General features: G+C 69.4%; 22 protein-coding genes and 1 tRNA gene. 21 read left to right on the top strand and 2 right to left on the bottom strand.

Annotation, left to right across the window (positions count from 1 at the left end; all coding sequences use genetic code 11):
* Positions 1-2 precede the first annotated feature (2 nt).
* From KV396_RS14660 to KV396_RS14570, 19 genes are all read left to right on the top strand, one after another.
* Positions 3-1961, top strand: a complete 1959-nt coding sequence (locus KV396_RS14660; RefSeq protein WP_247956174.1) for a primosomal protein N' family DNA-binding protein — start codon at positions 3-5, stop codon at positions 1959-1961.
* 19 nt (positions 1962-1980) lie between these two features.
* Positions 1981-2901, top strand: coding sequence for a methionyl-tRNA formyltransferase (fmt, locus tag KV396_RS14655; protein WP_247956173.1), 921 nt, complete (start codon positions 1981-1983; stop codon positions 2899-2901).
* Entirely contained in the window at positions 2898-4376 is a 1479-nt protein-coding gene (locus KV396_RS14650; protein WP_247956172.1) for an RsmB/NOP family class I SAM-dependent RNA methyltransferase, read from the top strand. The genes fmt and KV396_RS14650 overlap by 4 nt, the downstream gene beginning before the upstream one ends.
* A 62-nt stretch (positions 4377-4438) precedes the next feature.
* Entirely contained in the window at positions 4439-5059 is a 621-nt protein-coding gene (gene rpe, locus KV396_RS14645; RefSeq protein ID WP_247624690.1) for a ribulose-phosphate 3-epimerase, read from the top strand.
* Positions 5056-5319: a phosphoribosyl-ATP diphosphatase gene (locus KV396_RS14640; protein WP_017202142.1), complete on the top strand. Its 264-nt coding sequence runs from the start codon at positions 5056-5058 to the stop codon at positions 5317-5319. The genes rpe and KV396_RS14640 overlap by 4 nt, the downstream gene beginning before the upstream one ends.
* Before the next feature lie 38 nt (positions 5320-5357).
* Positions 5358-6197, top strand: coding sequence for an ATP phosphoribosyltransferase (hisG, locus tag KV396_RS14635; RefSeq protein ID WP_247632201.1), 840 nt, complete (start codon positions 5358-5360; stop codon positions 6195-6197).
* A complete protein-coding gene (gene hisF, locus KV396_RS14630; RefSeq protein WP_247956171.1) occupies positions 6197-6958 on the top strand; it encodes an imidazole glycerol phosphate synthase subunit HisF in 762 nt (253 codons plus the stop codon). The genes hisG and hisF overlap by 1 nt, the downstream gene beginning before the upstream one ends.
* The gene (gene hisI, locus KV396_RS14625; RefSeq protein WP_247956170.1) at positions 6955-7314 is read left to right on the top strand and encodes a phosphoribosyl-AMP cyclohydrolase; all 360 of its coding nucleotides are present in this window, start codon (positions 6955-6957) and stop codon (positions 7312-7314) included. The genes hisF and hisI overlap by 4 nt, the downstream gene beginning before the upstream one ends.
* Positions 7311-7901 (top strand): Trp biosynthesis-associated membrane protein, encoded by a 591-nt coding sequence (locus tag KV396_RS14620; RefSeq protein WP_247956169.1) that lies wholly within the window; start codon positions 7311-7313, stop codon positions 7899-7901. The genes hisI and KV396_RS14620 overlap by 4 nt, the downstream gene beginning before the upstream one ends.
* 47 nt (positions 7902-7948) lie before the next feature.
* On the top strand, positions 7949-8179 hold the full coding sequence (locus KV396_RS14615; protein WP_247622464.1) for an HGxxPAAW family protein: 231 nt from the start codon (positions 7949-7951) through the stop codon (positions 8177-8179).
* Positions 8179-8958, top strand: a complete 780-nt coding sequence (gene trpC / locus KV396_RS14610; RefSeq protein ID WP_247956168.1) for an indole-3-glycerol phosphate synthase TrpC — start codon at positions 8179-8181, stop codon at positions 8956-8958. Before KV396_RS14615 ends, trpC begins: the two co-directional genes overlap by 1 nt.
* Positions 8955-10175 (top strand): tryptophan synthase subunit beta, encoded by a 1221-nt coding sequence (gene trpB, locus KV396_RS14605; protein WP_247622466.1) that lies wholly within the window; start codon positions 8955-8957, stop codon positions 10173-10175. Before trpC ends, trpB begins: the two co-directional genes overlap by 4 nt.
* Positions 10172-10975 (top strand): tryptophan synthase subunit alpha, encoded by an 804-nt coding sequence (gene trpA / locus KV396_RS14600; protein WP_247622467.1) that lies wholly within the window; start codon positions 10172-10174, stop codon positions 10973-10975. The genes trpB and trpA overlap by 4 nt, the downstream gene beginning before the upstream one ends.
* Positions 10976-10985: 10 nt before the next feature.
* Complete coding sequence (lgt, locus tag KV396_RS14595) at positions 10986-12014, top strand: prolipoprotein diacylglyceryl transferase (RefSeq protein WP_247956167.1); 1029 nt, start codon at positions 10986-10988, stop codon at positions 12012-12014.
* Between the two features lie 145 nt (positions 12015-12159).
* On the top strand, positions 12160-16683 hold the full coding sequence (gene gltB / locus KV396_RS14590) for a glutamate synthase large subunit (RefSeq protein WP_247957605.1): 4524 nt from the start codon (positions 12160-12162) through the stop codon (positions 16681-16683).
* The gene (locus KV396_RS14585; protein WP_247632208.1) at positions 16676-18142 is read left to right on the top strand and encodes a glutamate synthase subunit beta; all 1467 of its coding nucleotides are present in this window, start codon (positions 16676-16678) and stop codon (positions 18140-18142) included. Before gltB ends, KV396_RS14585 begins: the two co-directional genes overlap by 8 nt.
* Before the next feature lie 54 nt (positions 18143-18196).
* Positions 18197-19645 carry a pyruvate kinase gene (gene pyk, locus KV396_RS14580; RefSeq protein WP_247632209.1) on the top strand — a complete coding sequence of 483 codons (1449 nt, stop codon included), beginning with the start codon at positions 18197-18199 and terminating at the stop codon, positions 19643-19645.
* 99 nt (positions 19646-19744) lie between these two features.
* A complete protein-coding gene (locus KV396_RS14575; RefSeq protein ID WP_247956166.1) occupies positions 19745-20548 on the top strand; it encodes an alpha/beta fold hydrolase in 804 nt (267 codons plus the stop codon).
* Positions 20545-21213 (top strand): esterase/lipase family protein, encoded by a 669-nt coding sequence (locus KV396_RS14570; RefSeq protein WP_247956165.1) that lies wholly within the window; start codon positions 20545-20547, stop codon positions 21211-21213. Before KV396_RS14575 ends, KV396_RS14570 begins: the two co-directional genes overlap by 4 nt.
* Positions 21214-21228: 15 nt before the next feature.
* Here KV396_RS14570 and KV396_RS14565 read toward each other — a convergent pair.
* Positions 21229-21311 (bottom strand) — tRNA-Leu (locus tag KV396_RS14565).
* A gap of 99 nt (positions 21312-21410) precedes the next feature.
* On the opposite strand from KV396_RS14565, the gene KV396_RS14560 reads away from it, so the two are divergent.
* Positions 21411-22028 carry an ANTAR domain-containing response regulator gene (locus KV396_RS14560; RefSeq protein WP_247622473.1) on the top strand — a complete coding sequence of 206 codons (618 nt, stop codon included), beginning with the start codon at positions 21411-21413 and terminating at the stop codon, positions 22026-22028.
* Positions 22028-22591 carry a GNAT family N-acetyltransferase gene (locus KV396_RS14555; RefSeq protein ID WP_247956164.1) on the top strand — a complete coding sequence of 188 codons (564 nt, stop codon included), beginning with the start codon at positions 22028-22030 and terminating at the stop codon, positions 22589-22591. Before KV396_RS14560 ends, KV396_RS14555 begins: the two co-directional genes overlap by 1 nt.
* Here the strand turns inward: KV396_RS14555 and KV396_RS14550 are convergent.
* Entirely contained in the window at positions 22566-22994 is a 429-nt protein-coding gene (locus tag KV396_RS14550) for a hotdog fold thioesterase (RefSeq protein ID WP_247632212.1), read from the bottom strand. The genes KV396_RS14555 and KV396_RS14550 overlap by 26 nt on opposite strands.
* Positions 22995-23000: the final 6 nt, after the last annotated feature.

The raw sequence follows: 23000 nt of genomic DNA, 5'->3' as shown, positions 1-23000 counted from the left end.
CCATGAGCGCCGAGAGCCGGCGCATCGCGCGTGTGCTGCTCGACTCGCCGCTGCCGCAGCTCGACCGTCTCTTCGACTACGCGGTTCCCGCCGAGCTCGGCGAGGTCGCGCCCGGTGTGCGCGTGAAAGTGCCGCTGCGCACGGCGGGGCGGGTGATCGACGGCTACGTCGTCGAGGTCGGCACCGAGGACGACGCCGACCGGCCTCTGTCCGAGGTCGACACCGTCGTCTCTCCGGTCCAGGTGCTGCCGGAGCGATTGCACCGGCTCGCCCGAGCGGTCGCCGATCGCGCGGCGGGTTCGGCATCCGACATCCTCCGCCTCGTCATCCCGAAGCGGCAGGTGCGCGTCGAGAAGGCCTGGACCGCCGACTCCTCGCCGTTCGAGCCGTCCGCCGAGGTCGTCGCCGCAGCGGAGGCCGTCGTCTCCCTGTACGACGGACTGGGGGAGACGCTGAGCGACGGAGGACGTGCGGCGGTCGAGGCCATTCCGGGTCTCGACGACGGCCGACCGGCATGGGCCGTGCTTCTCGCCGGCGCAGCCGTGCGCACTCTCGCCGCCGGGAGATCATCGATCCTGGTCGTTCCCGATCACCGTGATCTCGATCGGGTGCTCGCCGCCCTCGCCGACCTCGTGCCGGCGGAGCAGGTGGTGCGCTACGACTCGCGCCAGACGAACCCGGATCGTTACCGCGCATTCCTCCGCTCGCTCGAGGACGCGCCCTGCATCGTCGTCGGCAACCGCTCCGCCGTCTATGCGCCCGTGCGGGCGGGACTCGTCGTGATCTGGGACGACGGCGACCCGCTGCTCGGCGAGCCGCTGGCCCCGTACGTCAACGCGCGCGATGCGGCCCTCCTCCGCCAGGGCGAAGAGGGGTCCGCTCTGCTCCTCGCCGGGCACACCCGCACGACCGACGTCGAACGTCTCGTCGCCCTCGGGTGGCTCCGCGACATCCGAGCGACACGCCGCGTCCTTCCCCGCGTCATCCTGAGCACGCCGCAGGAGATGGAGCAGCCCACCGCGCAGCGCATGCCCTCGTCGGCCTTCCTCGCCGCCCGTGAGGCGACGGCGGAGGGTCCCGTGCTCGTCCAGGTGTCGCGCCCCGGGTTCGCTCCTTCCCTGGTGTGCGCCGAGTGCCGGGCACCCGCGCGCTGTGCGCACTGCGGCGGTCCCCTCGGCGCACGCCATCGCGGCGCGGTGCCGGTGTGCGGCTGGTGCGGTCGGAGCGCACGCGCCTGGACCTGCCCGACGTGCTCGTCGACGAAGCTGCGCCTCGCATCCTCGGGCAGTGAGCGCACGGCGGATGAGCTCGGACGCGCCTTCCCGGGAGTCCGTGTGATCGTGGCGGACGGTGCGCACCCCGTCGAGCGGGTCGATGCGAAGCCCGCGCTGGTCGTGGCGACGCGCGGTGCCGAACCCGCAGCCGACGGCGGGTATCGAGCGGTCGTCCTGCTCGACGGCCCGCGGATGCTGCAGTCGCCGGACCTTCGTATCGGCGAGTCGTGTCTGCGCTGGTGGTCGAATGCTGCGGCCCTCGCGGCTCACGGCGCACCCATCCACCTCGTCGGCGTGAACGGCCAGGCCGCGCGCGCGCTGGCGACCTGGAACCAGAGCGGTTACGCCCGCTCCGAGCTCGAGAGCCGCGCACCCCTGCACATGCCGCCCACGACGCGGGTCGCTCTCGTCGAGGGGTCGGCGGCCGCCGTCTCGCGCGCGCTCATCGCGCTCGGAGAGCTCGCGCTGCCCTCGGATGCCGTGCTGGGCCCCGTGCCTGTCGAGTCCGACGACATCCCTGCCCGCGTGCGCGCGCTCGTACGATTCGAGTACGGCGCCGGAACACGGGTGGTGACCGCGCTGCGCGCCGCCGTCGTCGCCGAAGCGGTCGCCAGCCGCCGCGGCCGCGGGAAGAATCCGCGGAGCACCCTCACCGTCCGCCTCGATATCCTCGATCCTGAACTCTGATCCCTCCGGAGAACCTTTCATGCGCCTCGTCTTCGCCGGCACACCGGCCGCCGCCGTTCCCACGCTCCGCCGCCTGGCGACCGAGCACGATGTCGTCGGTGTCGTCACACGACCCGACGCGCCGCTCGGACGCAAGCGGGTGCTCACGCCGTCCCCGGTCGCCCAGGCCGCTGTCGAGCTCGGCATCCCCGTCATCGCCGCTGCCCGCCTCGACGCCGAGGCGACCGAACGCATCCTCGCCCTCGAGCCGGAGCTCGGCGTGATCGTCGCCTACGGTGGCCTCGTGCGGGAGCCGCTCCTCTCGGGGCCCCGCGAGGGCTGGATCAACCTGCATTTCTCGATCCTGCCCGCGTGGCGCGGCGCCGCACCGGTGCAGCGCGCGCTGATCGCCGGCGATCCCGTGCTCGGCGCGAGCGTGTTCCGGCTCGTCGCAGAGCTCGACGCGGGCGATGTGTTCGCGACGCGGGAGATCGCGCTTCCCGAATCGTCGACCGCGGACGTCGCCCTCGCGACACTCGCCGACGACGGTGCGGCGCTCACCGCCGACGTGGTCGCCGCGATCGCCGACGGCAGCGCCCGCGCCGTTCCCCAGACGGGAGAGCCCTCCTTCGCCCCCAAACTCACGCTCGAGGACGGCGCCCTCGACTGGTCGGCCCCGGTCGAGGTCGTCTTCGCGAGGTTCCGCGGGGTCACCCCCGAACCCGGCGCGCATACGACCGTCGGCGGACAGCGGGTGAAGATCCTCGAAGCCGCTCCTGCTGCCGACACGGCTCAGCTCGCACCGGGGGAGATCAGCGCGACGAAGACGGCGGTGCTGATCGGCACCGCGTCGGCCCCGCTCGCCGTCACGCGCGTCCAACCCGCGGGCAAGGGAGCGATGAACGCCGCCGACTGGTGGCGCGGACAGCGGGATGCCGAAGGGATGCGTGCAGGATCATGAGCGACGACAAGCGACGGCGCCAGGGCAAGCCCGGGCCCTCCCGTCCCCGGACCGATGCCACGCAGCGATCGGCACGGGGCAGCGGTCAGCGGGTGCAGGCCCGCACCGTGCAGCCCGCACGACGGGTCGCCTACGGAGTGCTTCGTGCCGTGTCCGAAGACGACGCCTACGCGAACCTCGCGCTGCCGCACGCGATCGGCGAAGCCGGTCTCACTCCGCAGGACGCGGCGCTGGCGACCGAGCTGACCTACGGCACGCTCCGCCGTCGCGGCACCTACGACGCGATCATCTCCGCCGCCGCCGATCGTCCGGTCGACTCGATCGATCCTGCCGTCCTCGATGCGCTGCGCCTGGCCGTGCATCAGTTGCTCGCCACGCGCGTGGCATCCCACGCCGCGGTGAACGAGTCGGTGAACATCGTCGCCACCGAGGTGAGCCGGGGAGCGTCGAGCTTCGCCAACGCCGTGCTCCGCCGCGTCTCGCGCGAGACGCCGGGCGAGTGGCAGGACAAGATCGAATCGTCCGCGCGGTCCGACGACGAGCGCCTGGCACTGCGCAGCGCGCATCCCGTCTGGGTGATCCGTGCGCTTCGCCGTGCGCTCGACGCCGAGGGCCGGGTGTCGGAGCTCGATGCGCTTCTCGAGGCCGACAACGCCTCTCCCGAGGTGACGCTGGTCGCCCTTCCCGGGCTCGCCGAGCCGGCGGAGCCCCGTCGCCCGTATGCCGCGACTGCGTTCGGATCGCCCGGCGGCGATCCCCACCGCATCATCACCGATGCGCGCGGAACCGTCCGCGTGCAGGACGAGGGCTCGCAGCTCGTCGCGCTGGCTCTCGCCGCGGCGAAGCCGATCGCCCCGGGAGAGAAGTGGCTCGACCTCTGCGCGGGCCCCGGCGGCAAGACCGCCCTGCTCGGCGCGATCGCCCACGAGACCGGTGCCGTGCTCGAAGCGAACGAGGTGGTCCCGACCCGCGCGGGGCTGGTGCGCAGCGCGCTGCGCCCGGTCCCCGGAGACATCCCGGTGCACGAAGAGGATGGCCGTGTGCTCGCCGCCTCTCGCCCCGGCGAGTTCGATCGCGTGCTCGTCGACGCTCCCTGCACCGGTCTCGGTGCGCTGAGGCGACGCCCGGAGGCGCGCTGGCGCAAGTCACCCGCCGATGTCGCCGAGCTGGTTCCGCTCCAGGAGCAGTTGCTGTCGGCGGCGGTCGACGCCCTCGCGCCCGGCGGCATCGTGGCCTACGTCACCTGCTCGCCTCACCTCGCCGAGACGACCGGAGTGGTGCAGGAGGTTCTCCGCGGGAGGGAGGACCTCGTCGAGCTCGATGCCCGGGCCGTGATCTCCGAGATCTCCCGTTCGCCGATCGATCTCGCATCCGACGGCCGCGCCGAGTCCGGTTCCGTCCAGCTGTGGCCGCACCGTCACGGCACCGACGCCATGTTCCTCGCGCTCCTGCAGCGCGTACCGAAGGGAGAGTGATCGTGGAGCTTCCCCGCGCGCCGCGCATCAACCCGAGCATCCTCGCCGCCGATTTCGTCAACATGCAGAGGGACCTCGCGAAGATCGCCTCCGCCGACTTCGCGCACGTCGACGTCATGGACAACCACTTCGTGCCGAATCTGACGTTCGGACCGCAGATGGTCGAGCGCATCCAGGCGACGAGTCCGATCCCGCTCGACGTGCATCTGATGATCTCGGATCCCGACCGCTGGGCTCCCGGTTACGCCGAGCTGGGGGCCGCGAGCGTGACGTTCCATCTCGAGGCCGCCGCCGATCCGGTGGCGCTCGCCCGCCGTCTGCGCGACATCGGTGCGCGTGCCGGCGTGGCGATCAAGCCGGGGACGGCGGGGGAGAGTCTCTACGACATCCTCGACGAGTTCGATCAGATCCTCGTGATGACCGTCGAGCCCGGCTTCGGCGGCCAGGGGTTCATGCCCGAGACCATGCCGAAGCTGCGCGGACTCGCCGACGAGGCGCGGCGTCGGGGATCCGATGTCTGGTTGCAGGTGGACGGGGGGATCTCCGATCGCACGATCGAGATCGCCGCAGCCGCGGGGGCCGACACCTTCGTCGCGGGATCGGCGGTGTACGGTGCCGACGACGTCGAAGCCGCCGTCACGCGGCTCAGGGGCCTCGCGGGAGCCGGTAGCCTGGAAGCGTGAAGACTTTCGACGAGCTGTTCGCCGAGCTCAGCGTCAAGGCCGAGACCCGACCCGAGGGATCGGGCACGGTCGCCGAGCTCGACGGCGGCGTGCACACCATCGGCAAGAAGATCGTCGAGGAGGCCGCCGAGGTCTGGATGGCCTCGGAGTACGAATCCGATGAGGCCGCTGCCGAGGAGATCTCCCAGCTGCTCTACCACGTTCAGGTGATGATGCTCGCGAAGGGACTCTCCCTGCAGGACGTCTATCGACATCTGTGATGCGCTCCGCCCATCCCGATTCGATCTGAAAGTCAGACATGCTGCGCATTGCCGTTCCCAACAAGGGCTCTCTCTCCGAGACCGCCGCCGAGATGCTCGCGGAGGCCGGATACGCCGGCCGGCGCGACCCCAAGACCCTGCACGTGATCGACGCCGAGAACGACGTCGAGTTCTTCTTCCTCCGCCCGCGCGACATCGCCACCTATGTGGCGTCCGGCGCGCTCGACGTGGGGATCACCGGTCGTGACCTCCTCCTCGACGTGCAGCAGCCCGCGCGCGAGATCGAGCAGCTCGGATTCGGTGGCTCGACATTCCGCTTCGCGGGCCCTCCGGGGCGTTTCTCCTCGCTGGAGGACCTCGAGGGCGTGCGCGTCGCGTCCGCCTACCCGGGCCTCGTCGGAGCCTTCCTGCGCGAGCACGGTGTCACCGCCGAACTCGTGCAGCTCGACGGTGCCGTCGAGTCGGCCGTGCGCCTGGGAGTGGCGGATGCCGTCGCCGATGTGGTCTCGACCGGTACGACCCTCCGTCAGGCGGGTCTGGAGATCTTCGGCCCGGTGATCCTCGAGTCCGAGGCCGTACTGATCAGCCGTGACGGCGATGCCGATGGCACCGACACGCTGTTGCGTCGCCTGCGCGGGGTGATGGTCGCCCGCCGCTACGTGCTGGTCGACTACGACCTGCCGGCCGAACTCGTCGATCAGGCCGTCGCGATCGCTCCGGGGCGAGAGTCTCCGACGATCTCGCCGCTGCGCGATCCCGCCTGGGTTGCCGTCCGGGTGATGATCCCGCGCAAGCGCGTGAACCAGGTGATGGACGACCTCTACGCGCTCGGAGCGCGGGCGATCCTCGTCACCGCCATCCACGCCGCGAGGCTCTGATGGCTCTCGCGCGGCGCGTGATCCCGTGCCTCGACGTCGCCGACGGCCGCGTCGTGAAGGGCGTGAACTTCGAGAACCTCCGCGACATGGGGGACCCTGTCGAACTCGCCCGGCACTACGCCGCTCAGGGCGCGGACGAGATCACCTTCCTCGATGTCACGGCCACGGTCGACGCCCGTGCGACGACCTACGACGTCGTGCAGCGCACGGCGGAGCAGGTCTTCGTGCCGTTGACCGTCGGCGGGGGAGTGCGCACCGTCGACGACGTCGCTCGGCTTCTGGCCGTTGGTGCGGACAAGGTCGGCGTCAACTCCGCGGCCATCGCGCGGCCCGACCTCATCGGCGAGATCGCCGACCGCTTCGGCGCACAGGTGCTCGTGCTGTCGCTCGACGTCAAGCGCGCGGGGGACACCGCCACCGGTTTCGTCGTCACCACGCACGGAGGCCGCACGCAGACGACGCTCGATGCCCTGGAGTGGGCGCGCGAAGCTGCCGAGCGCGGGGCCGGAGAGCTTCTCGTGAACTCGATCGACGCGGATGGCACGCGCGACGGTTTCGACCTCGAGCTGGTGAGCCTCATGCGTGAGGTCGCGACCGTCCCCGTGATCGCCTCCGGTGGTGCCGGTGCCGTGGAGCACTTCGCCCCGGCGATCCACGCGGGAGCCGATGCCGTGCTCGCCGCGAGCGTGTTCCACACGGGTGCGCTGACCGTCGGCGATGTGAAGGATGCGCTGCGCGCAGAAGGAGTGCTGGTCAGATGACCGATCTCGATGCCAGAGTGGCCCAGGTGGCCTGGAACTCCGATGGGCTCGCCCCGGTGATCGTGCAGCAGTACGACTCGCACGAGGTGCTCATGATGGCGTGGGTCGACGAGGAGGCCCTGCGGCGCACTCTCACGTCCGGTCGCGCGACGTACTGGTCGCGTTCCCGCCAGGAGTACTGGCGCAAGGGCGACACCTCCGGCAACATCCAGGTCGTGCACGGAGCCCGACTCGACTGCGACGGCGACGCGATCCTGCTCTCGGTCGATCAGACGGGCCCCGCGTGCCACACGGGGACGCGCACGTGCTTCGACACGACCGATCTCGAAGCCGTGGCCGGGGGCGCGTCCGAATGAACGTGGCGCGACGCGGACGTTCGATCACCCTCCTCGGGTTCCTTCTCGCCGGCGCGATCGGGATCATCTCCTCGACGCAGACCTGGCTGACCGTGCAGCGAGCGGATGCCGGGGCCGAGATCCTCGTCCCTGGAGCATCCGCTCTGGTCCTGCTCGCCCCGCTGAGTCTCGCCGTGCTCGCCCTCGGCGCGGCGCTGTCGATCGCCGGCCCGGTACTGCGCCTGATCTTCGCGGTGCTCGCCGCCGTGGCTGCCGTGTTCCTCGGGTGGTCGACGCTCCAGCTGCTCGTCGGGGTGCCGCTGTCGGCCGTGGCTCCGACGGTGACCGAGGCGACGGGACTCGCCGGTGATTCCGCCGTCGAGTCGGTCGTCGCGTCGATCACCCCCTCAGCCTGGCCGGTCATCGCACTGGTCGGGTGGGTGCTGCTCCTCGCCGCCGCGGTGTTCGCGCTGTGCACGTGGCGACGCTGGAAGAGCGGCGGGCGTCGGTACCGCACGGGAGACGACATCCCCGCCCACACCGACGGCCCCGTCGATGCGATCGATTCCTGGGACGACCTGTCCCGCGGAACCGATCCGACCCGATGACCCCGATAGACTGAATCCGATCCCGCTGTCGTTCCCCGGAGGAGACCATGACCAACCCGATCGCCGACCCCGGCCACGGACACTCGCCTGCGGCTTGGACCGCTGTCGTGATCATGCTCATCGGCTTCACCGCCGCCACGGTCGCGTTCTGCTTCGAGCAGCCGACCCTCGTCTGGATCACGGCCGCGTTGATCCCGATCGGTGCGCTCGTCGGTTGGATCCTCGCCAAGGCCGGTTACGGCGTGAAGGGCCCCAAGTACTCGCCGAAGGCGCACTAGTGGTTCTCGCCGACCTGACGGCCGGCGCTGTCTCAGACGCCGAGCGTCGCGCCCTGTCGCGTCCGTTGGTGCAGGTCGAGCGCGAAGCCCTCGCGCGGCCCGCCGCGAAGGATGCGCTGTCGTTCCTCGCGCCCGCGGAGCGAGTGAAGATCATCGCCGAGGTCAAGCGTGCGAGTCCGTCGCGCGGGGCACTCGCCGACATCCCCGATCCGGCACTCCAGGCCTCGCTGTACGAGACCGGCGGTGCGTCGGCGATCAGCGTGCTGACCGAGGAGCGTCGTTTCGGTGGCAGTCTGGCCGACCTCGAGGCCGTCACCGCCCGCGTATCGCTGCCGGTGCTGCGCAAGGATTTCATCGCCACCCGCTATCAGGTGCTCGAAGCACGCGCGGCCGGCGCCGACCTGGTGCTGCTGATCGTCGCCGGACTGGAGCCTGCCGTGCTGCGGGAGCTCTTCGGGTTCATCGGCGAGCTCGGTATGACGCCGCTCGTCGAGACGCACTCCGCCGACGAGCTGGAGGCGGCGATCGATCTCGGTGCACCGCTCATCGGGGTGAACGCACGCGACCTGACGACGCTCGAGCTCGATCGCGATCTCTTCGGACGACTGTCCGACCGCATCCCGGACTCCGCGATCAAGATCGCCGAGTCCGCGGTCCTCACACCCGCCGACGTCGCTCACTACCGGGGTGCGGGCGCCGACGTCGTCCTCATCGGCGAGGCGCTCGTCACGGGCGACCCGGTCGCGACACTCACCACTTTCCTGGAGGCCGGCGAATGAGCCTGCGTGAACAGCATGGTCCGTACTTCGGAAGCTTCGGTGGCCGGTACATGCCGGAATCGCTCATCGCGGCGATCGACGAACTGACGGCGGCCTACGAGGCCGCGGTCGCCGATCCGGAGTTCCGTGCAGAACTCGCCGGGCTCCTGACCTCCTACGCCGGACGCCCGTCGATCCTCACCGAGGTGCCGCGCTTCGCCGAGCACGCCGGGGGAGCGCGCGTCTTCCTCAAGCGCGAGGACCTCAACCACACGGGTTCGCACAAGATCAACAACGTTCTGGGGCAGGCGCTGCTGACGAAGCGCCTGGGCAAGACCCGCGTCATCGCCGAGACCGGTGCCGGGCAGCACGGAGTCGCCACCGCCACCGCCGCCGCGCTCTTCGGACTCGAGTGCACGATCTACATGGGCGAGGTCGACACCGAGCGCCAGGCGCTCAACGTCGCGCGCATGCGGCTGCTCGGTGCAGAGGTCGTCGCGGTGACCTCGGGCTCGCGCACCCTGAAGGACGCGATCAACGACGCCTACCGCGACTGGGTCGCCTCGGTCGAGACCACCAACTACATCTTCGGCACCGCCGCGGGTCCGCACCCGTTCCCGGCGATGGTCCGAGACTTCCAGAAGATCATCGGCGAAGAGGCGCGCGAGCAGCTCCTCTCCGAGGTCGGACGCCTTCCGGACGCCGTCGTCGCGTGCGTCGGCGGGGGCTCCAACGCGATCGGCATGTTCGACGCGTTCCTCGACGACGAGGGCGTGCGACTGTACGGCGTCGAGGCCGCGGGCGACGGCGTCGACACCCCGCGGCACGCGGCGTCGATCGAGCGCGGCCGTCCGGGTGTGCTCCACGGTTCGCGCACCTACGTTCTGCAGGACGGCGACGGCCAGACCGTCGAGTCCCACTCGATCTCGGCCGGCCTCGACTACCCGGGGGTCGGGCCGGAGCACTCGTGGCTCGCCGACATCGGGCGAGCCGCATACATCCCCGCCACGGATGACGAGGCGATGCAGGCGCTGCGCCTGCTCAGCCGCACCGAGGGCATCATCCCGGCCATCGAGTCGGCCCACGCTCTCGCCGGTGCGCTGCGCATCGGACGCGAACTCGGACCGGATGCCGTCATCGCGGTGTGCCTGTCGGGACGCGGGGACAAGGACATGGCGACGGCCGCGACCTACTTCGACCTCTACGACGCCTCGACGACCGATGGAGGAGATCAGTGAGTCGCATCGAGCGCGCCTTCGAGAAGGCGGAGTCCGAGGGACGCAAGGTCTTCGTCGGCTACCTCCCGGTCGGCTACCCCGACCTCGAGACGAGCATCCAGGCGGCGATCACCCTCGCCCGCAACGGGGTCGACATCATCGAGCTCGGACCGCCCTACAGTGATCCGGTCATGGACGGCGCCGTCATCCAGGAGGCGACGACCGCCGCGCTGGCCGCCGGCTTCCGGACGGCCGATCTCTTCACCGCGCTGCGCGCCATCACCGCGGCCACCGATGTTCCGGTCCTCGTCATGACCTACTGGAACCCGGTCGTGCAGTACGGCGTCGACCGGTACGCCGACGACCTGCTCGCCGCCGGTGGGGCGGGGCTCATCACCCCCGACATCACGCCCGAGGTCGCCGACGAGTGGATCGCCGCGAGCGAGCGCACCGGCCTCGACCGGGTCTTCCTCGCCGCGCCGACCTCGTCCGATGAACGACTCGCCCTGGTCGTGCGTTCGTCCACCGGTTTCGTCTACACCGTCTCGACCATGGGAATCACGGGGGAGCGGGCCGAACTGGACCGCGCCGCCCGTACCCTCGTCGGGCGCCTGCGCGCACAGGGCGCCACCCGTGCCTGCGTCGGGATCGGCATCTCCACGCCCGAGCAGATCGCCGCGGTGTCCGAGTACGCCGACGGTGCGATCGTCGGTACGGCGCTCGTCCGCGCCCTCCGCGACGGGGGCCTCGACGCTCTCGCCGAGGTCACCCGAACCCTGGCCGACGGCACGTCGTCGTCGCGCCCCGTCACCGAGAAGTAGGATCGCACTCATGTCCCTCGCGCTCCACAGCACCCTCACCGGCGTGCTCACCAGCATCCCGAGCCCGCCCGTGTCGTCCTTCACTCTCGGGCCGCTCACGATTCACTACTACGCGCTGTGCATCATCGCGGGGATCATCGTCGCCACGCTGCTGACCAACCACCGCCTCACCAAGCGCGGAGCGGAGCCGTGGGTCGTCATCGACATCTCGATCCTCGCGGTCCCGCTCGCCATCATCGGTGCGCGGATCTTCCACGTCGCCACCCACCCGAACGACTACTTCGGCGAGGGCATCAACACCTGGAACCCGTTCCAGCCGGGATCCGTCTGGGCGATCTGGGAGGGTGGCATCGCCATTTTCGGCGCCCTCATCGGCGGTGCAGTCGGTGCGTACCTCGGCTGCAAGTGGACCGGCATCCGGTTCTGGACCTTCGCCGACGCCCTCGCGCCGGGACTGCTCCTCGCGCAGGCGATGGGCCGGTTCGGCAACTGGTTCAACCACGAGCTCTTCGGCCTCCCGACCGATCTGCCCTGGGGACTCGAGATCGAGTCGACGAACAGCGCCTTCCCGCCCGGACTCCCGGAGGGCACGCTCTTCCACCCGACCTTCCTCTACGAGGTCATCTGGAACGGCCTGGGCGTCATCGTGCTGCTGTGGCTCGGTCGCAAGCTGTTCTTCCAGTGGGGCCGCCTCTTCGCGATCTACCTCATCTGGTACAGCGCAGGGCGCGTCGTCTGGGAGTCGATCCGCATCGATCCGAGCGAGATCATCCTCGGCCTGCGAAGCAACGTCGCAGCCGCGATCCTCGGCATCATCGTGGGTCTCGTGATCCTCGTCGTGCAGACGCGTCGCCACCCCGGACTCGAGCCGTCGCCGTACGTGCCCGGCCGGTCGCGGAAGGACCAGGACGACGCTGATGTACAATCGCAGGACAATCCCTCTGACTTCGTGGACGTGAGCGAGCCTCCGGCAGACGACGTCACCGCAGGAGCTACCGCCACAAGCACCGCTCCCACGAGCGAGAACGGCTCCCGATAGCCGCCACCTCGTGGCGCGAGAGAACCATTGCACTGAACGAGCGGGCCAACGTCGTCCCCGGTGTCACTTGAATATCTGAGGACGGTAACTGGTGTACTTCCAGCCCCCTTACGGCGCCTCCGGCGCTTATCCCCCGAAGCAGGGCATGTACAACCCGGCGTTCGAGAAGGATGCCTGTGGCCTGGCCATGGTCGCGACGCTGCGCGGCTACGCCGGGCACGACATCATCGCGCTCGCGCTCGAGGCGCTGCGCAACCTCGAGCATCGCGGTGCGATCGGCTCGGATGCCGGCACCGGTGACGGAGCGGGCATCCTGACCCAGATGCCGGATGCGTTCCTCCGCGCGGTCACCGACTTCGACCTGCCGCCGGTGGGGGAGTACGCCGCGGGGCTCGCGTTCCTGCCCCGCGATTCCAGCGATCGCCGCCAGCAGAAGGCCGGCATCGAGAAGATCGCCCGCGCCGAGGGCCTGCGCGTCCTCGGCTGGCGCGAGGTCCCCACGGTCAACGAGCACCTCGGCAAGCTGGCCGACGAGGCCCGTCCCGCCTTCGAGCAGCTCTTCGTGAGCGCCGGGGGAACGACCCACGCGCATGCGCCCCTCACGGACATCGCGCTCGACCGAGTCGCCTACCGTCTCCGCAAGCGCGCAGGCCATGAGCTCGGCGCCTACTTCGTGTCGCTGTCGAGCCGCACGCTCGGCTACAAGGGCATGGTCACGACACTCCAGCTCGAGCCGTTCTACCCGGACCTCCAGGACGAGCGCTTCGCCTCCGAGCTCGCGGTCGTGCACTCCCGCTACTCGACAAACACCTTCCCGTCGTGGCCGCTCGCGCAGCCGCTGCGCATGCTCGCCCACAACGGCGAGATCAACACCGTCGGCGGCAACCGCAACTGGATGCGCGCCCGTCAGTCGCAGCTCGAGTCCGAACTGCTCGGCGACGTGCGCCCCCTGCTGCCGATCTGCACCGACGGCGCCAGCGACTCCGCCTCCTTCGACGAGGTTCTGGAGCTGCTCACGCTGACCGGCCGCAGCCTGCCGCACGCCATCATGATGATGGTTCCCGAGGCGTACGAGAAGCAGACCGACATCACGCCGGAGCTGCGCGCCTTCTACGAGTACCACTCGAACCAGATGGAGCCGTGGGACGGCCCGGCCGCACTCATCTTCACGGACGGCACGCTCGTCGGCGCGACGCTCGACCGCAACGGTCTGCGTCCGGGGCGCTGGACGGAGACCACCGACGGTCTCATCGTCATCGGCTCCGAGACCGGCGTGCTCACCTTCGAGCCGGAGCGCATCAAGCGCCGCGGTCGCCTGCGCCCGGGGAAGATGTTCCTCGTCGACACCGCGCAGCGCCGGATCGTCGAGGACGAGGAGATCAAGCGCGAGCTCTCCACTCAGCAGCCGTGGCAGGAGTGGCTCGACGCGGGTTCCGTGCGTCTGGCCGAACTGCCCGAGCGCGAGCACATCGTGCACCCGCCGGCATCCATCACGCGCCGCCAGCGCACGTTCGGCTACACCGAGGAAGAGGTCCGCATCCTCCTGACCCCGATGGGCCAGAACGGCGCGGAGCCGCTCGGTGCCATGGGCTCCGACACGCCCATCGCCGTGCTCAGCAAGCGTCCTCGTCTGCTGTTCGACTACTTCACGCAGCAGTTCGCCCAGGTGACGAACCCGCCGCTGGACTCGATCCGTGAAGAGGTCGTCACGAGCCTCAAGCTCGGACTCGGCCCCGAGAGCAACCTGCTGTCGTGGGGCCCCGAGCACACGCGCACCGTATCGCTCGACTTCCCGGTCATCGACAACGACGAGCTCGCCAAGATCCGTCACATCGACAAGGCGCTGCCCGACCGTTCGAGCGTCACCATCCGCGGTCTCTACCACTTCGACGCCGGACCCCAGACGCTCACCGATCGTCTCGATGAGATGTGCGCAGAGGTCGATGCGGCGATCGAGGCGGGCGCGGAGTTCATCATCCTGTCGGATCGCGACTCGAACAAGGATCTCGTGCCGATCCCGTCGCTGCTGATGGTCGCGGCGGTGCATCACCACCTCATCCGTCGCGAGAACCGCATGAAGGTCGGCCTGATCGTCGAGGCCGGAGACGTGCGCGAGGTCCATCACGTGGCCACGCTCATCGGGTACGGCGCGTCCGCCGTGAACCCCTACCTGGCGATGGAGACGGTCGAGCACCTCGTGCGCACCGGTTACATCACCGGCATCTCGCCGGAGAAGGCCGTCCGCAACCTGATCTACGCGCTCGGCAAGGGCGTGCTCAAGATCATGTCGAAGATGGGCATCTCCACGGTGTCGTCGTATGCCGGCGCGCAGGTGTTCGAGGCCGTCGGCCTCAGCCAGGAGTTCATCGACGCCTACTTCACCCGCACCGAGTCGAAGCTCGGCGGGATCGGCATCGACGAGGTCTTCGCCGAGAACCAGGCCCGTCACGACTACGCCTATCCGGAGGATGCCGCGGCCCGTGCGCACGAGCGCCTGTGGACCGGCGGCGAGTACCAGTGGCGCCGCGACGGCTCGCCCCACCTCTTCAGCCCGGAGACGGTGTTCAAGCTGCAGCACTCCACGCGCACCCGCCGCTACGACATCTTCCGCGAGTACACCAAGCTCGTCGACGACCAGGCGGCGGAGCTCAAGACCCTGCGCGGTCTGTTCACGTTGCGCACCGGAACCCGCAAGCCGGTTCCGATCGACGAGGTGGAACCCGTCTCCGCCATCGTCAAGCGCTTCTCGACCGGAGCGATGAGCTACGGCTCCATCTCCCAGGAGGCGCACGAGACGCTGGCGATCGCGATGAACCGCATCGGCGGCAAGTCGAACACCGGTGAGGGCGGTGAGGACTCCGAGCGTCTGCTCGACCCGGAGCGCCGCAGCGCGATCAAGCAGGTGGCCTCGGGTCGCTTCGGCGTGACGAGCCAGTACCTCACCGAGTCCGACGACATCCAGATCAAGCTCGCGCAGGGCGCCAAGCCCGGCGAGGGCGGTCAGCTGCCGCCGCAGAAGGTGTACCCCTGGGTGGCGCGCACACGCGGCGGCACCCCGGGTGTCGGCCTCATCTCGCCGCCACCGCACCACGACATCTACTCGATCGAGGACCTCAAGCAGCTCATCTTCGATCTGAAGAGGGCCAACCCCGAGGCGCGCATCCACACGAAGCTGGTCAGCCAGTCGGGCATCGGCGCGGTCTCGGCCGGCGTCGCGAAGGCGCTCAGCGACGTCATCCTCGTCTCCGGCCACGACGGGGGAACGGGTGCCAGCCCGCTGAACTCCCTCAAGCACGCCGGAACGCCGTGGGAGCTCGGTCTCGCCGAGACCCAGCAGACCCTCATGCTCAACGGCATGCGCGACCGCGTGGTCGTGCAGGTCGACGGGCAGCTGAAGACCGGTCGTGACGTCATCATCGGCGCGCTGCTCGGCGCCGAGGAGTTCGGTTTCGCGACCGCGCCCCTCGTCGTCAGCGGCTGCATCATGATGCGCGTCTGCCACCTCGACACCTGCCCCGTCGGCGTCGCCACGCAGAACCCGGCGCTGCGCGAGCGGTTCACCGGAAAGCCCGAGTTCGTCGTGAACTTCATGGAGTTCATCGCCGAAGAGGTGCGTGAGCTGCTCGCAGAGCTCGGATTCCGCTCGATCGACGAGATCGTGGGACGCGCCGAGCTGCTCGAGACGAACGCGGCCATCGAGCACTGGAAGACCGACGGCCTCGATCTGACGCCCGTGCTCGAGGGACCGGTCTTCCCGGCCGGCGAGCCGCGTCGCAGCGGCCGGACGCAGGACCACGAGCTGGAGAAGCACTTCGACGTGCAGCTCATCGACATCGCGAAGAACGCCCTCCTCAACGGAGAGCCCGTCGTCGTGGAGCTGCCCATCGCCAACACCGAGCGTGCGGTCGGCACGATGCTGGGCCACCAGGTCACGGCGCGTCACGGCGCGGCCGGGCTGCCCCGCGGCACGATCGACGTCACTCTGCACGGCACCGCCGGGCAGTCGCTCGGCGCCTTCATGCCGCAGGGCATCGTGCTGCGGCTCGAGGGCGACGCGAACGACTACGTCGGCAAGGGCCTCTCCGGTGGCGACATCACGATCCGGCCGCCCCGCGGCTCGCAGATCGCGCCGCAGGAGAACGTGATCGCCGGCAACGTCATCGGCTACGGAGCGACCGCGGGCACGATGTTCATCTCGGGCGTCGTGGGCGAGCGCTTCCTCGTCCGGAACTCCGGTGCCACCGCCGTCGTCGAGGGCGTGGGCGACCACGCGCTCGAGTACATGACCGGTGGTCTGGCCGTCATCCTGGGCTCGACGGGCCGCAACTTCGGCGCCGGTATGTCCGGGGGAGTGGCGTACGTGCACGCGCTCGACACCGCCAAGATCAACGCGCAGTCCCTCGGCAGCGGCGAGCTGCTCCTCGAGCCGCTCGACCGCGCCGATCTCGAGGTGCTGCGCAGTCTCCTCGTCGAGCACGTCGAACGCACTGCGTCGCCGCTCGGCACCGAACTCCTCGACCGCTTCGCCGAGGTCTCGGCGGAGTTCGTCAAGGTCCTCCCGCGTGACTTCGCCGCCGTGCGCAGCATGCGCGAGGAGGCAGTGGCCGAGGGGATCGACCCCGACGGCGACATCGTCTGGAACCGCATCCTGGAGGTGACCGGTGGCTGATCCCAAAGGCTTTCTGAAGGTAACCGAGCGCGAGCTCCCCGCCCGCCGTCCGGTTCCCGTCCGCATCATGGACTGGAAAGAGGTCTACGAGCCGGGCGATAAGGCGGTGCTCCGCCGCCAGGCGGGCCGTTGCATGGACTGCGGCGTGCCGTTCTGCCACTCGGGGTGCCCGCTGGGCAACCTGATCCCGGAGTGGAACGACCTGACGTGGCGCGGCGAAGGCCGCGCGGCGATCGACCGCCTGCACGCGACGAACAACTTCCCGGAGTTCACAGGCCGTCTGTGCCCGGCGCCCTGCGAGAGCTCCTGCGTGCTGGGCATCAACCAGCCCGCCGTGACGATCAAGCAGATCGAGGTCTCGATCATCGACGAGGCCTTCTCCAAGGGATGGGTCGAGGCGCAGCCTCCGGAGCGCCTGACCGGCAAGACCGTCGCGGTCGTCGGTTCCGGCCCGGCCGGACTCGCCGCCGCGCAGCAGCTCACGCGCGCCGGGCACACCGTCGCCGTCTTCGAGCGCGACGACCGCATCGGCGGCCTGCTCCGCTACGGCATCCCGGACTTCAAGATGGAGAAGGGGCAGCTCGAGTCGCGCCTGCGCCAGATGCAGGAGGAGGGCACCCGCTTCCGCGCGGGCGTCGAGATCGGCAAAGACATCTCGTGGGCCGACCTGCGCGCCCGGTACGACGCGGTCGTCATCGCCACCGGTTCGACGGTTCCCCGCGACCTGTCGATCCCGGGCCGCGACCTCGACGGCGTGCACTTCGCCATGGAGTACCTCGTCGAGTCGAACCATGCCGTCGCCGGAGACACGGTCACCGACCAGATCTCGGCCGAGGGCAAGCACGTCATCGTCATCGGCGGTGGAGACACCGGAGCCGACTGCATCGGCACCGCGCACCGCCAGGGTGCGTTGAGCGTAACCAACCTCGCGATCGGTAAGCAGCCGAGCGACACGCGCCCCGACCACCAGCCGTGGCCGATGATGCCGACCGTGTTCGAGGTCTCCTCCGCCCACGAGGAGGGCGGGGAGCGCGTGTTCCTCGCGTCGACCGTGGAGTTCCTCTCGAACGAGGTCGGAGAGGTGCGCGCACTGCGCGTCGCCGAGACCGAGTACATCGACGGACGCCGCGTGCCCAAAAGCGGCACGGAGCGCGAGATCCCCGCGGACCTCGTGCTGATCGCAATGGGCTTCACCGGTCCCGAGACCGACGGCTTCACCGAGGACACCCGTCCGCAGCTCACCGATCGCGGTGCCTTCCGGCGCGACGCGACCTACGAGTCGACCATCCCGGGCGTGTTCGTCGCGGGTGATGCCGGACGCGGACAGTCGCTCATCGTGTGGGCCATCGCCGAGGGCCGCGCCGCGGCCGCGAGCGTCGACCTGTACCTGATGGGCAGCACCGTTCTGCCGTCTCCCGTTCAGCCGCACGATGTCGCTATCGGCCTTCAGCCCGCGTAGGCTGAGGCCGGCAGTGTCGCCCGAGTTCTATCCCTTTATCCCCTGGAGAATCTGTTGAGACGCGCGAAAATCGTCGCCACCCTGGGCCCCGCAACTTCCACCTATGAGACCGTGCGTGCGCTGATCGACGCCGGTGTGGATGTCGCACGCCTGAACCTCAGCCACGGTGACTACTCCGTGCACGAGAACAACTACGCGAACGTGCGGCGCGCCGCAGAGGACTCGGGACGCGCGGTCGCGATCCTCGTCGATCTGCAGGGGCCGAAGATCCGTCTGGGCAAGTTCGAGGGCGGCCCCTACGAGCTCGCCCAGGGCGACATCTTCAAGATCACGACCGAAGACATCGTCGGCAACAAGGACATCTCCGGCACGACCTTCAAGGGCCTGCCCCAGGACGTCAAGCCGGGAGACTACCTCCTGATCGACGACGGCAAGGTGCGCGTCGAGGTCGTCGAGACCGACGGCGTGACGGTGACCACCAAGGTCGTCGTCGCCGGTGCCGTCTCGAACAACAAGGGCATCAACCTCCCCGGCGTCGCGGTCAACGTTCCGGCGCTGAGCGAGAAGGACGAAGAGGACCTCCGGTGGGGTCTGCGCATCGGCGCCGACCTGATCGCCCTCTCGTTCGTCCGCAACGCGGAGGACGTCACGCGCGTGCACGAGATCATGGCCGAGGAGGGCGTGCGCGTCCCCGTGATCGCCAAGGTCGAGAAGCCGCAGGCGGTCGACGCGCTCGAGGGCATCGTCGACGCGTTCGACGCCATCATGGTCGCCCGCGGCGACCTGGGTGTCGAGCTGCCGCTCGAAGCCGTGCCGATCGTGCAGAAGCGCGCCGTCGAGCTCGCTCGCCGCAACGCGAAGCCCGTCATCGTCGCGACGCAGATGCTCGAGTCGATGATCAACAGCCCGGTCCCGACGCGCGCCGAGACCTCGGACGTCGCCAACGCCGTGCTCGACGGTGCGGATGCCGTCATGCTCTCGGGCGAGACCAGCGTCGGCGACTATCCGGTCGTCACCGTCGAGACCATGGCCCGCATCGTCGAGTCGACCGAAGAGCACGGCCTGGAGCGCATCGCACCGCTGACGACCAAGCCGCGCACGCAGGGCGGGGCGATCACGCTCGCCGCCCTCGAGGTCGCGGAGTTCGTCGAGGCGAAGTTCCTCTGCGTGTTCACGCAGTCCGGTGACAGCGCTCGTCGCCTGTCGCGCCTGCGTTCGCGCATCCCGATGCTCGCGTTCACGCCGGAGCCCGACATCCGTCGTCGTATGGCGCTGACCTGGGGCATCCAGTCGACGCTCGTCGAGATGGTGCAGCACACCGACCTCATGTACCTGCAGGTCGACGACTACCTGCTCTCCAACGGCCTCGCCGTCGAGGGCGACAAGGTCGTCGTCATCTCCGGGTCCCCTCCCGGAATCGCCGGTTCGACCAACGACATCCGCGTCCACAAGGTCGGAGACGCCGTCAACGGCGCTGCTCCCATCTACAAGGAAGGCGTCTGACCCGAGGGTTTGGAAGGGGCGGGGCTTCGGCTCCGCCCCTTCGTCGTTCGCCACGTCAACCCGGTGACGCACATCGCCTCGCACGGGTAGCGTGCGAACATGGATCTCCGCCGTCGCCGTCTCGTTCTCGACGGAACCGTCTTCGGAATCGTCACGGGTACGGCGCGGCACCACCCGCTGGTCCCGACCGCGCCGGTCCCGACGGTGGTGTTGGTGCACGGCATCGGCATGTCGCACCGGTACCATCGACGCCTTCTGCGGATGCTGTCCGCGGAAGCCCCCGTCGTGGCGGTGGATCTGCCGGGGTTCGGCGGGTTGCCGAAACCCCGTGAGGATGTCGACATCGGTCGGATGGCCCGGCTGCTGATACAACTCCTCCCGATCCTCTGTGGCGGCCCCGTGATCCTCGTGGGGCACTCGATGGGCGCGCAATGGGCTGCAGAGGTCGCCCACCTCGCGCCGCATCTCGTCCGTTCCCTGGTGCTGATCGGCCCGGTCGCGGACGACGAGCACCGTTCGCTCCCTGCCCAGGCGTTCGCGCTCGCGCTCGACAGCGTGGGGGAGAGCCCGGCGACGAACGCCCTCGTCTTCGCGGACTACCTGCGGTGCGGGGTGCCGTGGTACCTCGCACAGGCGCGGCACATGTTGCGGTACGCGCTGGAGGACGTCGTCGGAGGGCTTCTCATGCCGGTGCTGGTGATCCGAGGCCTGAACGATCCCATCGCCGGGTCGGCGTGGTGCCGCCGCCTTCGTGACCGAGCGGTCGTCTCGCATCTCGTCGAGATCCCCGGCGGTCGTCACGTGGTGCATCGCTCGGAACCACGGGCGGTGTGCTCAGCGATCCTCGACCACGCCGGCGTTGCTCCTGCCCGCGCGCTCGCGAGCGATGACGGGGAGCGATGACGGACTGCGCGATCCGCAAGGCAGCCTGGTGGGCGGCCGACTACGCCTACGCAGGGTACTGGCAGGCGCGCGCGTTCCTGAGTCGGAGCAGCGCGGAGGCCTACGCCGAGGGGGAGCGTGCACCGTTGGTCATCCTCCCCGGTGTCTATGAGACGTGGCGATTCCTGGAGCCGCTGGTCGCTCGACTCAACGACCGAGGACACAGGGTTCACGTGCTCGAGACGCTGGAGCGCAGCCAGCGTCCGGTCGCAGAGATGGCGGCGCTCGTCGAGGACTATCTGGACGAGAACGATCTGCATGACGTGATCCTCGTCGCCCATAGCAAAGGGGGACTTGCCGGGAAGATGGTGATGACCGGGCGGGAGGGCGCTCGCGTTCGAGCGATGCTCGCGGTCGCGACGCCGTTCCGCGGTTCGCGCTACGCGAGGCGGATCCCCTCGCGCACCCTGCGTGCGTTCTCGCCCGAGGATCCGGGCATCGTCGCGCTCTCCCGCAGCGTCGATGCGAACGCGCGGATCGTTTCGATCTACGCGGGATTCGACCCGCACATCCCTGAGGGGAGCGAGCTGCCGGGCGCCAAGAACGTCCGACTCGACACCGGAGGGCACTTCCGGATCCTCGCCGATCCGCGGGTCGTCGAGGAACTCGAACTCATGGCGGGATGAGTCGATCTGTCTGTGTGCCGGCGGTGGGACTCGAACCCACACGCCCTTTCGGACAAAGCATTTTGAGTGCTCCGCGTCTGCCATTCCGCCACGCCGGCCCGTGTATCGCGACTACGACTGTAGCGCAGAAGCAGCCGTCCCGACGCCGTGCCGACGCGCACGGCCGTGGCGGAGACGCACTCCAGTAGGATGGGTACGTGACCGAGCAAGAACTGGCTGAACAGCCCACGTCATCCGCACCCCGACGCGTCGTCGTCGCCGAGGACGAATCGCTGATCCGTCTCGACATCGTCGAGATCCTCCGCGACAACGGCTTCGACGTGGTGGGAGAGGCCGGCGACGGCGAGACCGCTGTCGCGCTCGCGACCGAACTGCGTCCCGACCTCGTCATCATGGACGTCAAGATGCCTCAGCTCGACGGCATCAGCGCCGCCGAGAAGCTGCACAAGGGCAACATCGCCCCGGTCGTGCTGCTGACCGCCTTCAGCCAGAAGGAACTCGTCGAGCGCGCGAGCGAGGCCGGCGCTCTGGCCTACGTGGTCAAGCCGTTCACGCCGAACGACCTGCTGCCAGCGATCGAGATCGCACTGGCGCGCCATGAGCAGATCATCACGCTCGAGGCCGAGGTCGCCGACATGGTCGAGCGCTTCGAGACCCGCAAGCTCGTCGATCGCGCCAAGGGCCTGCTGAACGAGAAGATGGGGCTCAGCGAGCCCGAGGCGTTCCGCTGGATCCAGAAGGCGTCGATGGATCGTCGTCTCACGATGCAGGACGTCGCCAAGGCGATCATCGAACAGCTCGCTCCGAAGAAGTAGTGTTCCGGCTCGACCCCGAGCACACTCTCCGTCCGGTCCGCACGGGCGACGGCGCTGCTCTCGCGCGCGCGTACGCGGCCGATCGTGCCCACCTCGCTCCCTGGGAACCCGCTCGCAGCGAGGAGTTCTTCACGGAGGAGTGGCAGGAGCGGGACGTACACCGCACCGTCGCCGAAGCGCAGACGGGGCGCAGCATCCGATTCGTGGTGACGGCACCCGACGAGCGGATCGTCGGCAGGATGAACCTCAACGGCATCGTGCGCGGGCCGTTCCTCAGCGGGGATCTGGGCTACTGGATCGCCGCGGACTCGACGAGACGCGGACTCGCGACGCGCGCGGTCGCCGCAGTGCTCCGTCACGCGCGCGATTCCCTGGGACTGCACCGCGTGCAGGCGGCGACGCTGCTGCACAACGCCGCCTCCCAGCGGGTACTCGCCGCGAACGGCTTCACACGCATCGGCATCGCCCCGCGCTATCTGGAGATCGCGGGGGAGTGGCAGGACCACGTCCTCTTCCAGCGGCTGCTGGATGAGGGCATCACCGAGCCTTCGGGGCGTCCTTGATCATGTTGGTGATGCGGATGGTCGAGCAGCGGCGTCCCTGATCGTCGGTCACCACGATCTCGTGCACCGCGATGCTGCGTCCGAGATGGATCGGCGTGCACACCCCGGTCACGATCCCCGAGGTCGCGGAACGCGTGTGCGTGGCGTTGATGTCGACACCGACCGCCAGCCGCCCGGGGCCCGCGTGCAGATTGGCCGCCATCGACCCCAGTGACTCGCCGAGCACCACGTATGCGCCGCCGTGCAGAAGGCCCACCGGCTGGGTGTTGCCCTCGACCGGCATCGTGCCGACCGAGCGCTCGATGCTGAACTCGGTGAACTCGATGCCCATCTTCTCGGCCAGGGCGCCCATTCCACGGGCCGTGGCCCACTCGAGTCCTTCGCTCGTCGCGACGTCGCTCATGCATCC

The organism is Microbacterium galbinum (genome assembly GCF_023101185.1).
Classification (GTDB): Bacteria; Actinomycetota; Actinomycetes; order Actinomycetales; family Microbacteriaceae; genus Microbacterium; species Microbacterium galbinum.
The sequence above is the reverse complement of the archived record's forward strand: the minus strand, read 5'-3'. Positions and strand labels throughout refer to the sequence as shown.

Coding starts and splice junctions, on each gene's coding strand:
- trpB (WP_247622466.1), top strand. CDS start 8,955: ATGAGCCTGCGTGAACAGCATGGTCCGTACTTCGGAAGCTTCGGTGGC.
- rpe (WP_247624690.1), top strand. CDS start 4,439: ATGCAGAGGGACCTCGCGAAGATCGCCTCCGCCGACTTCGCGCACGTC.
- lgt (WP_247956167.1), top strand. CDS start 10,986: ATGTCCCTCGCGCTCCACAGCACCCTCACCGGCGTGCTCACCAGCATC.
- KV396_RS14650 (WP_247956172.1), top strand. CDS start 2,898: ATGAGCGACGACAAGCGACGGCGCCAGGGCAAGCCCGGGCCCTCCCGT.
- KV396_RS14620 (WP_247956169.1), top strand. CDS start 7,311: ATGAACGTGGCGCGACGCGGACGTTCGATCACCCTCCTCGGGTTCCTT.
- hisG (WP_247632201.1), top strand. CDS start 5,358: ATGCTGCGCATTGCCGTTCCCAACAAGGGCTCTCTCTCCGAGACCGCC.
- hisF (WP_247956171.1), top strand. CDS start 6,197: ATGGCTCTCGCGCGGCGCGTGATCCCGTGCCTCGACGTCGCCGACGGC.
- KV396_RS14570 (WP_247956165.1), top strand. CDS start 20,545: ATGACGGACTGCGCGATCCGCAAGGCAGCCTGGTGGGCGGCCGACTAC.
- KV396_RS14615 (WP_247622464.1), top strand. CDS start 7,949: ATGACCAACCCGATCGCCGACCCCGGCCACGGACACTCGCCTGCGGCT.
- gltB (WP_247957605.1), top strand. CDS start 12,160: ATGTACAACCCGGCGTTCGAGAAGGATGCCTGTGGCCTGGCCATGGTC.
- KV396_RS14660 (WP_247956174.1), top strand. CDS start 3: ATGAGCGCCGAGAGCCGGCGCATCGCGCGTGTGCTGCTCGACTCGCCG.
- hisI (WP_247956170.1), top strand. CDS start 6,955: ATGACCGATCTCGATGCCAGAGTGGCCCAGGTGGCCTGGAACTCCGAT.
- KV396_RS14575 (WP_247956166.1), top strand. CDS start 19,745: ATGGATCTCCGCCGTCGCCGTCTCGTTCTCGACGGAACCGTCTTCGGA.
- fmt (WP_247956173.1), top strand. CDS start 1,981: ATGCGCCTCGTCTTCGCCGGCACACCGGCCGCCGCCGTTCCCACGCTC.
- KV396_RS14550 (WP_247632212.1), bottom strand. CDS start 22,994: ATGAGCGACGTCGCGACGAGCGAAGGACTCGAGTGGGCCACGGCCCGT.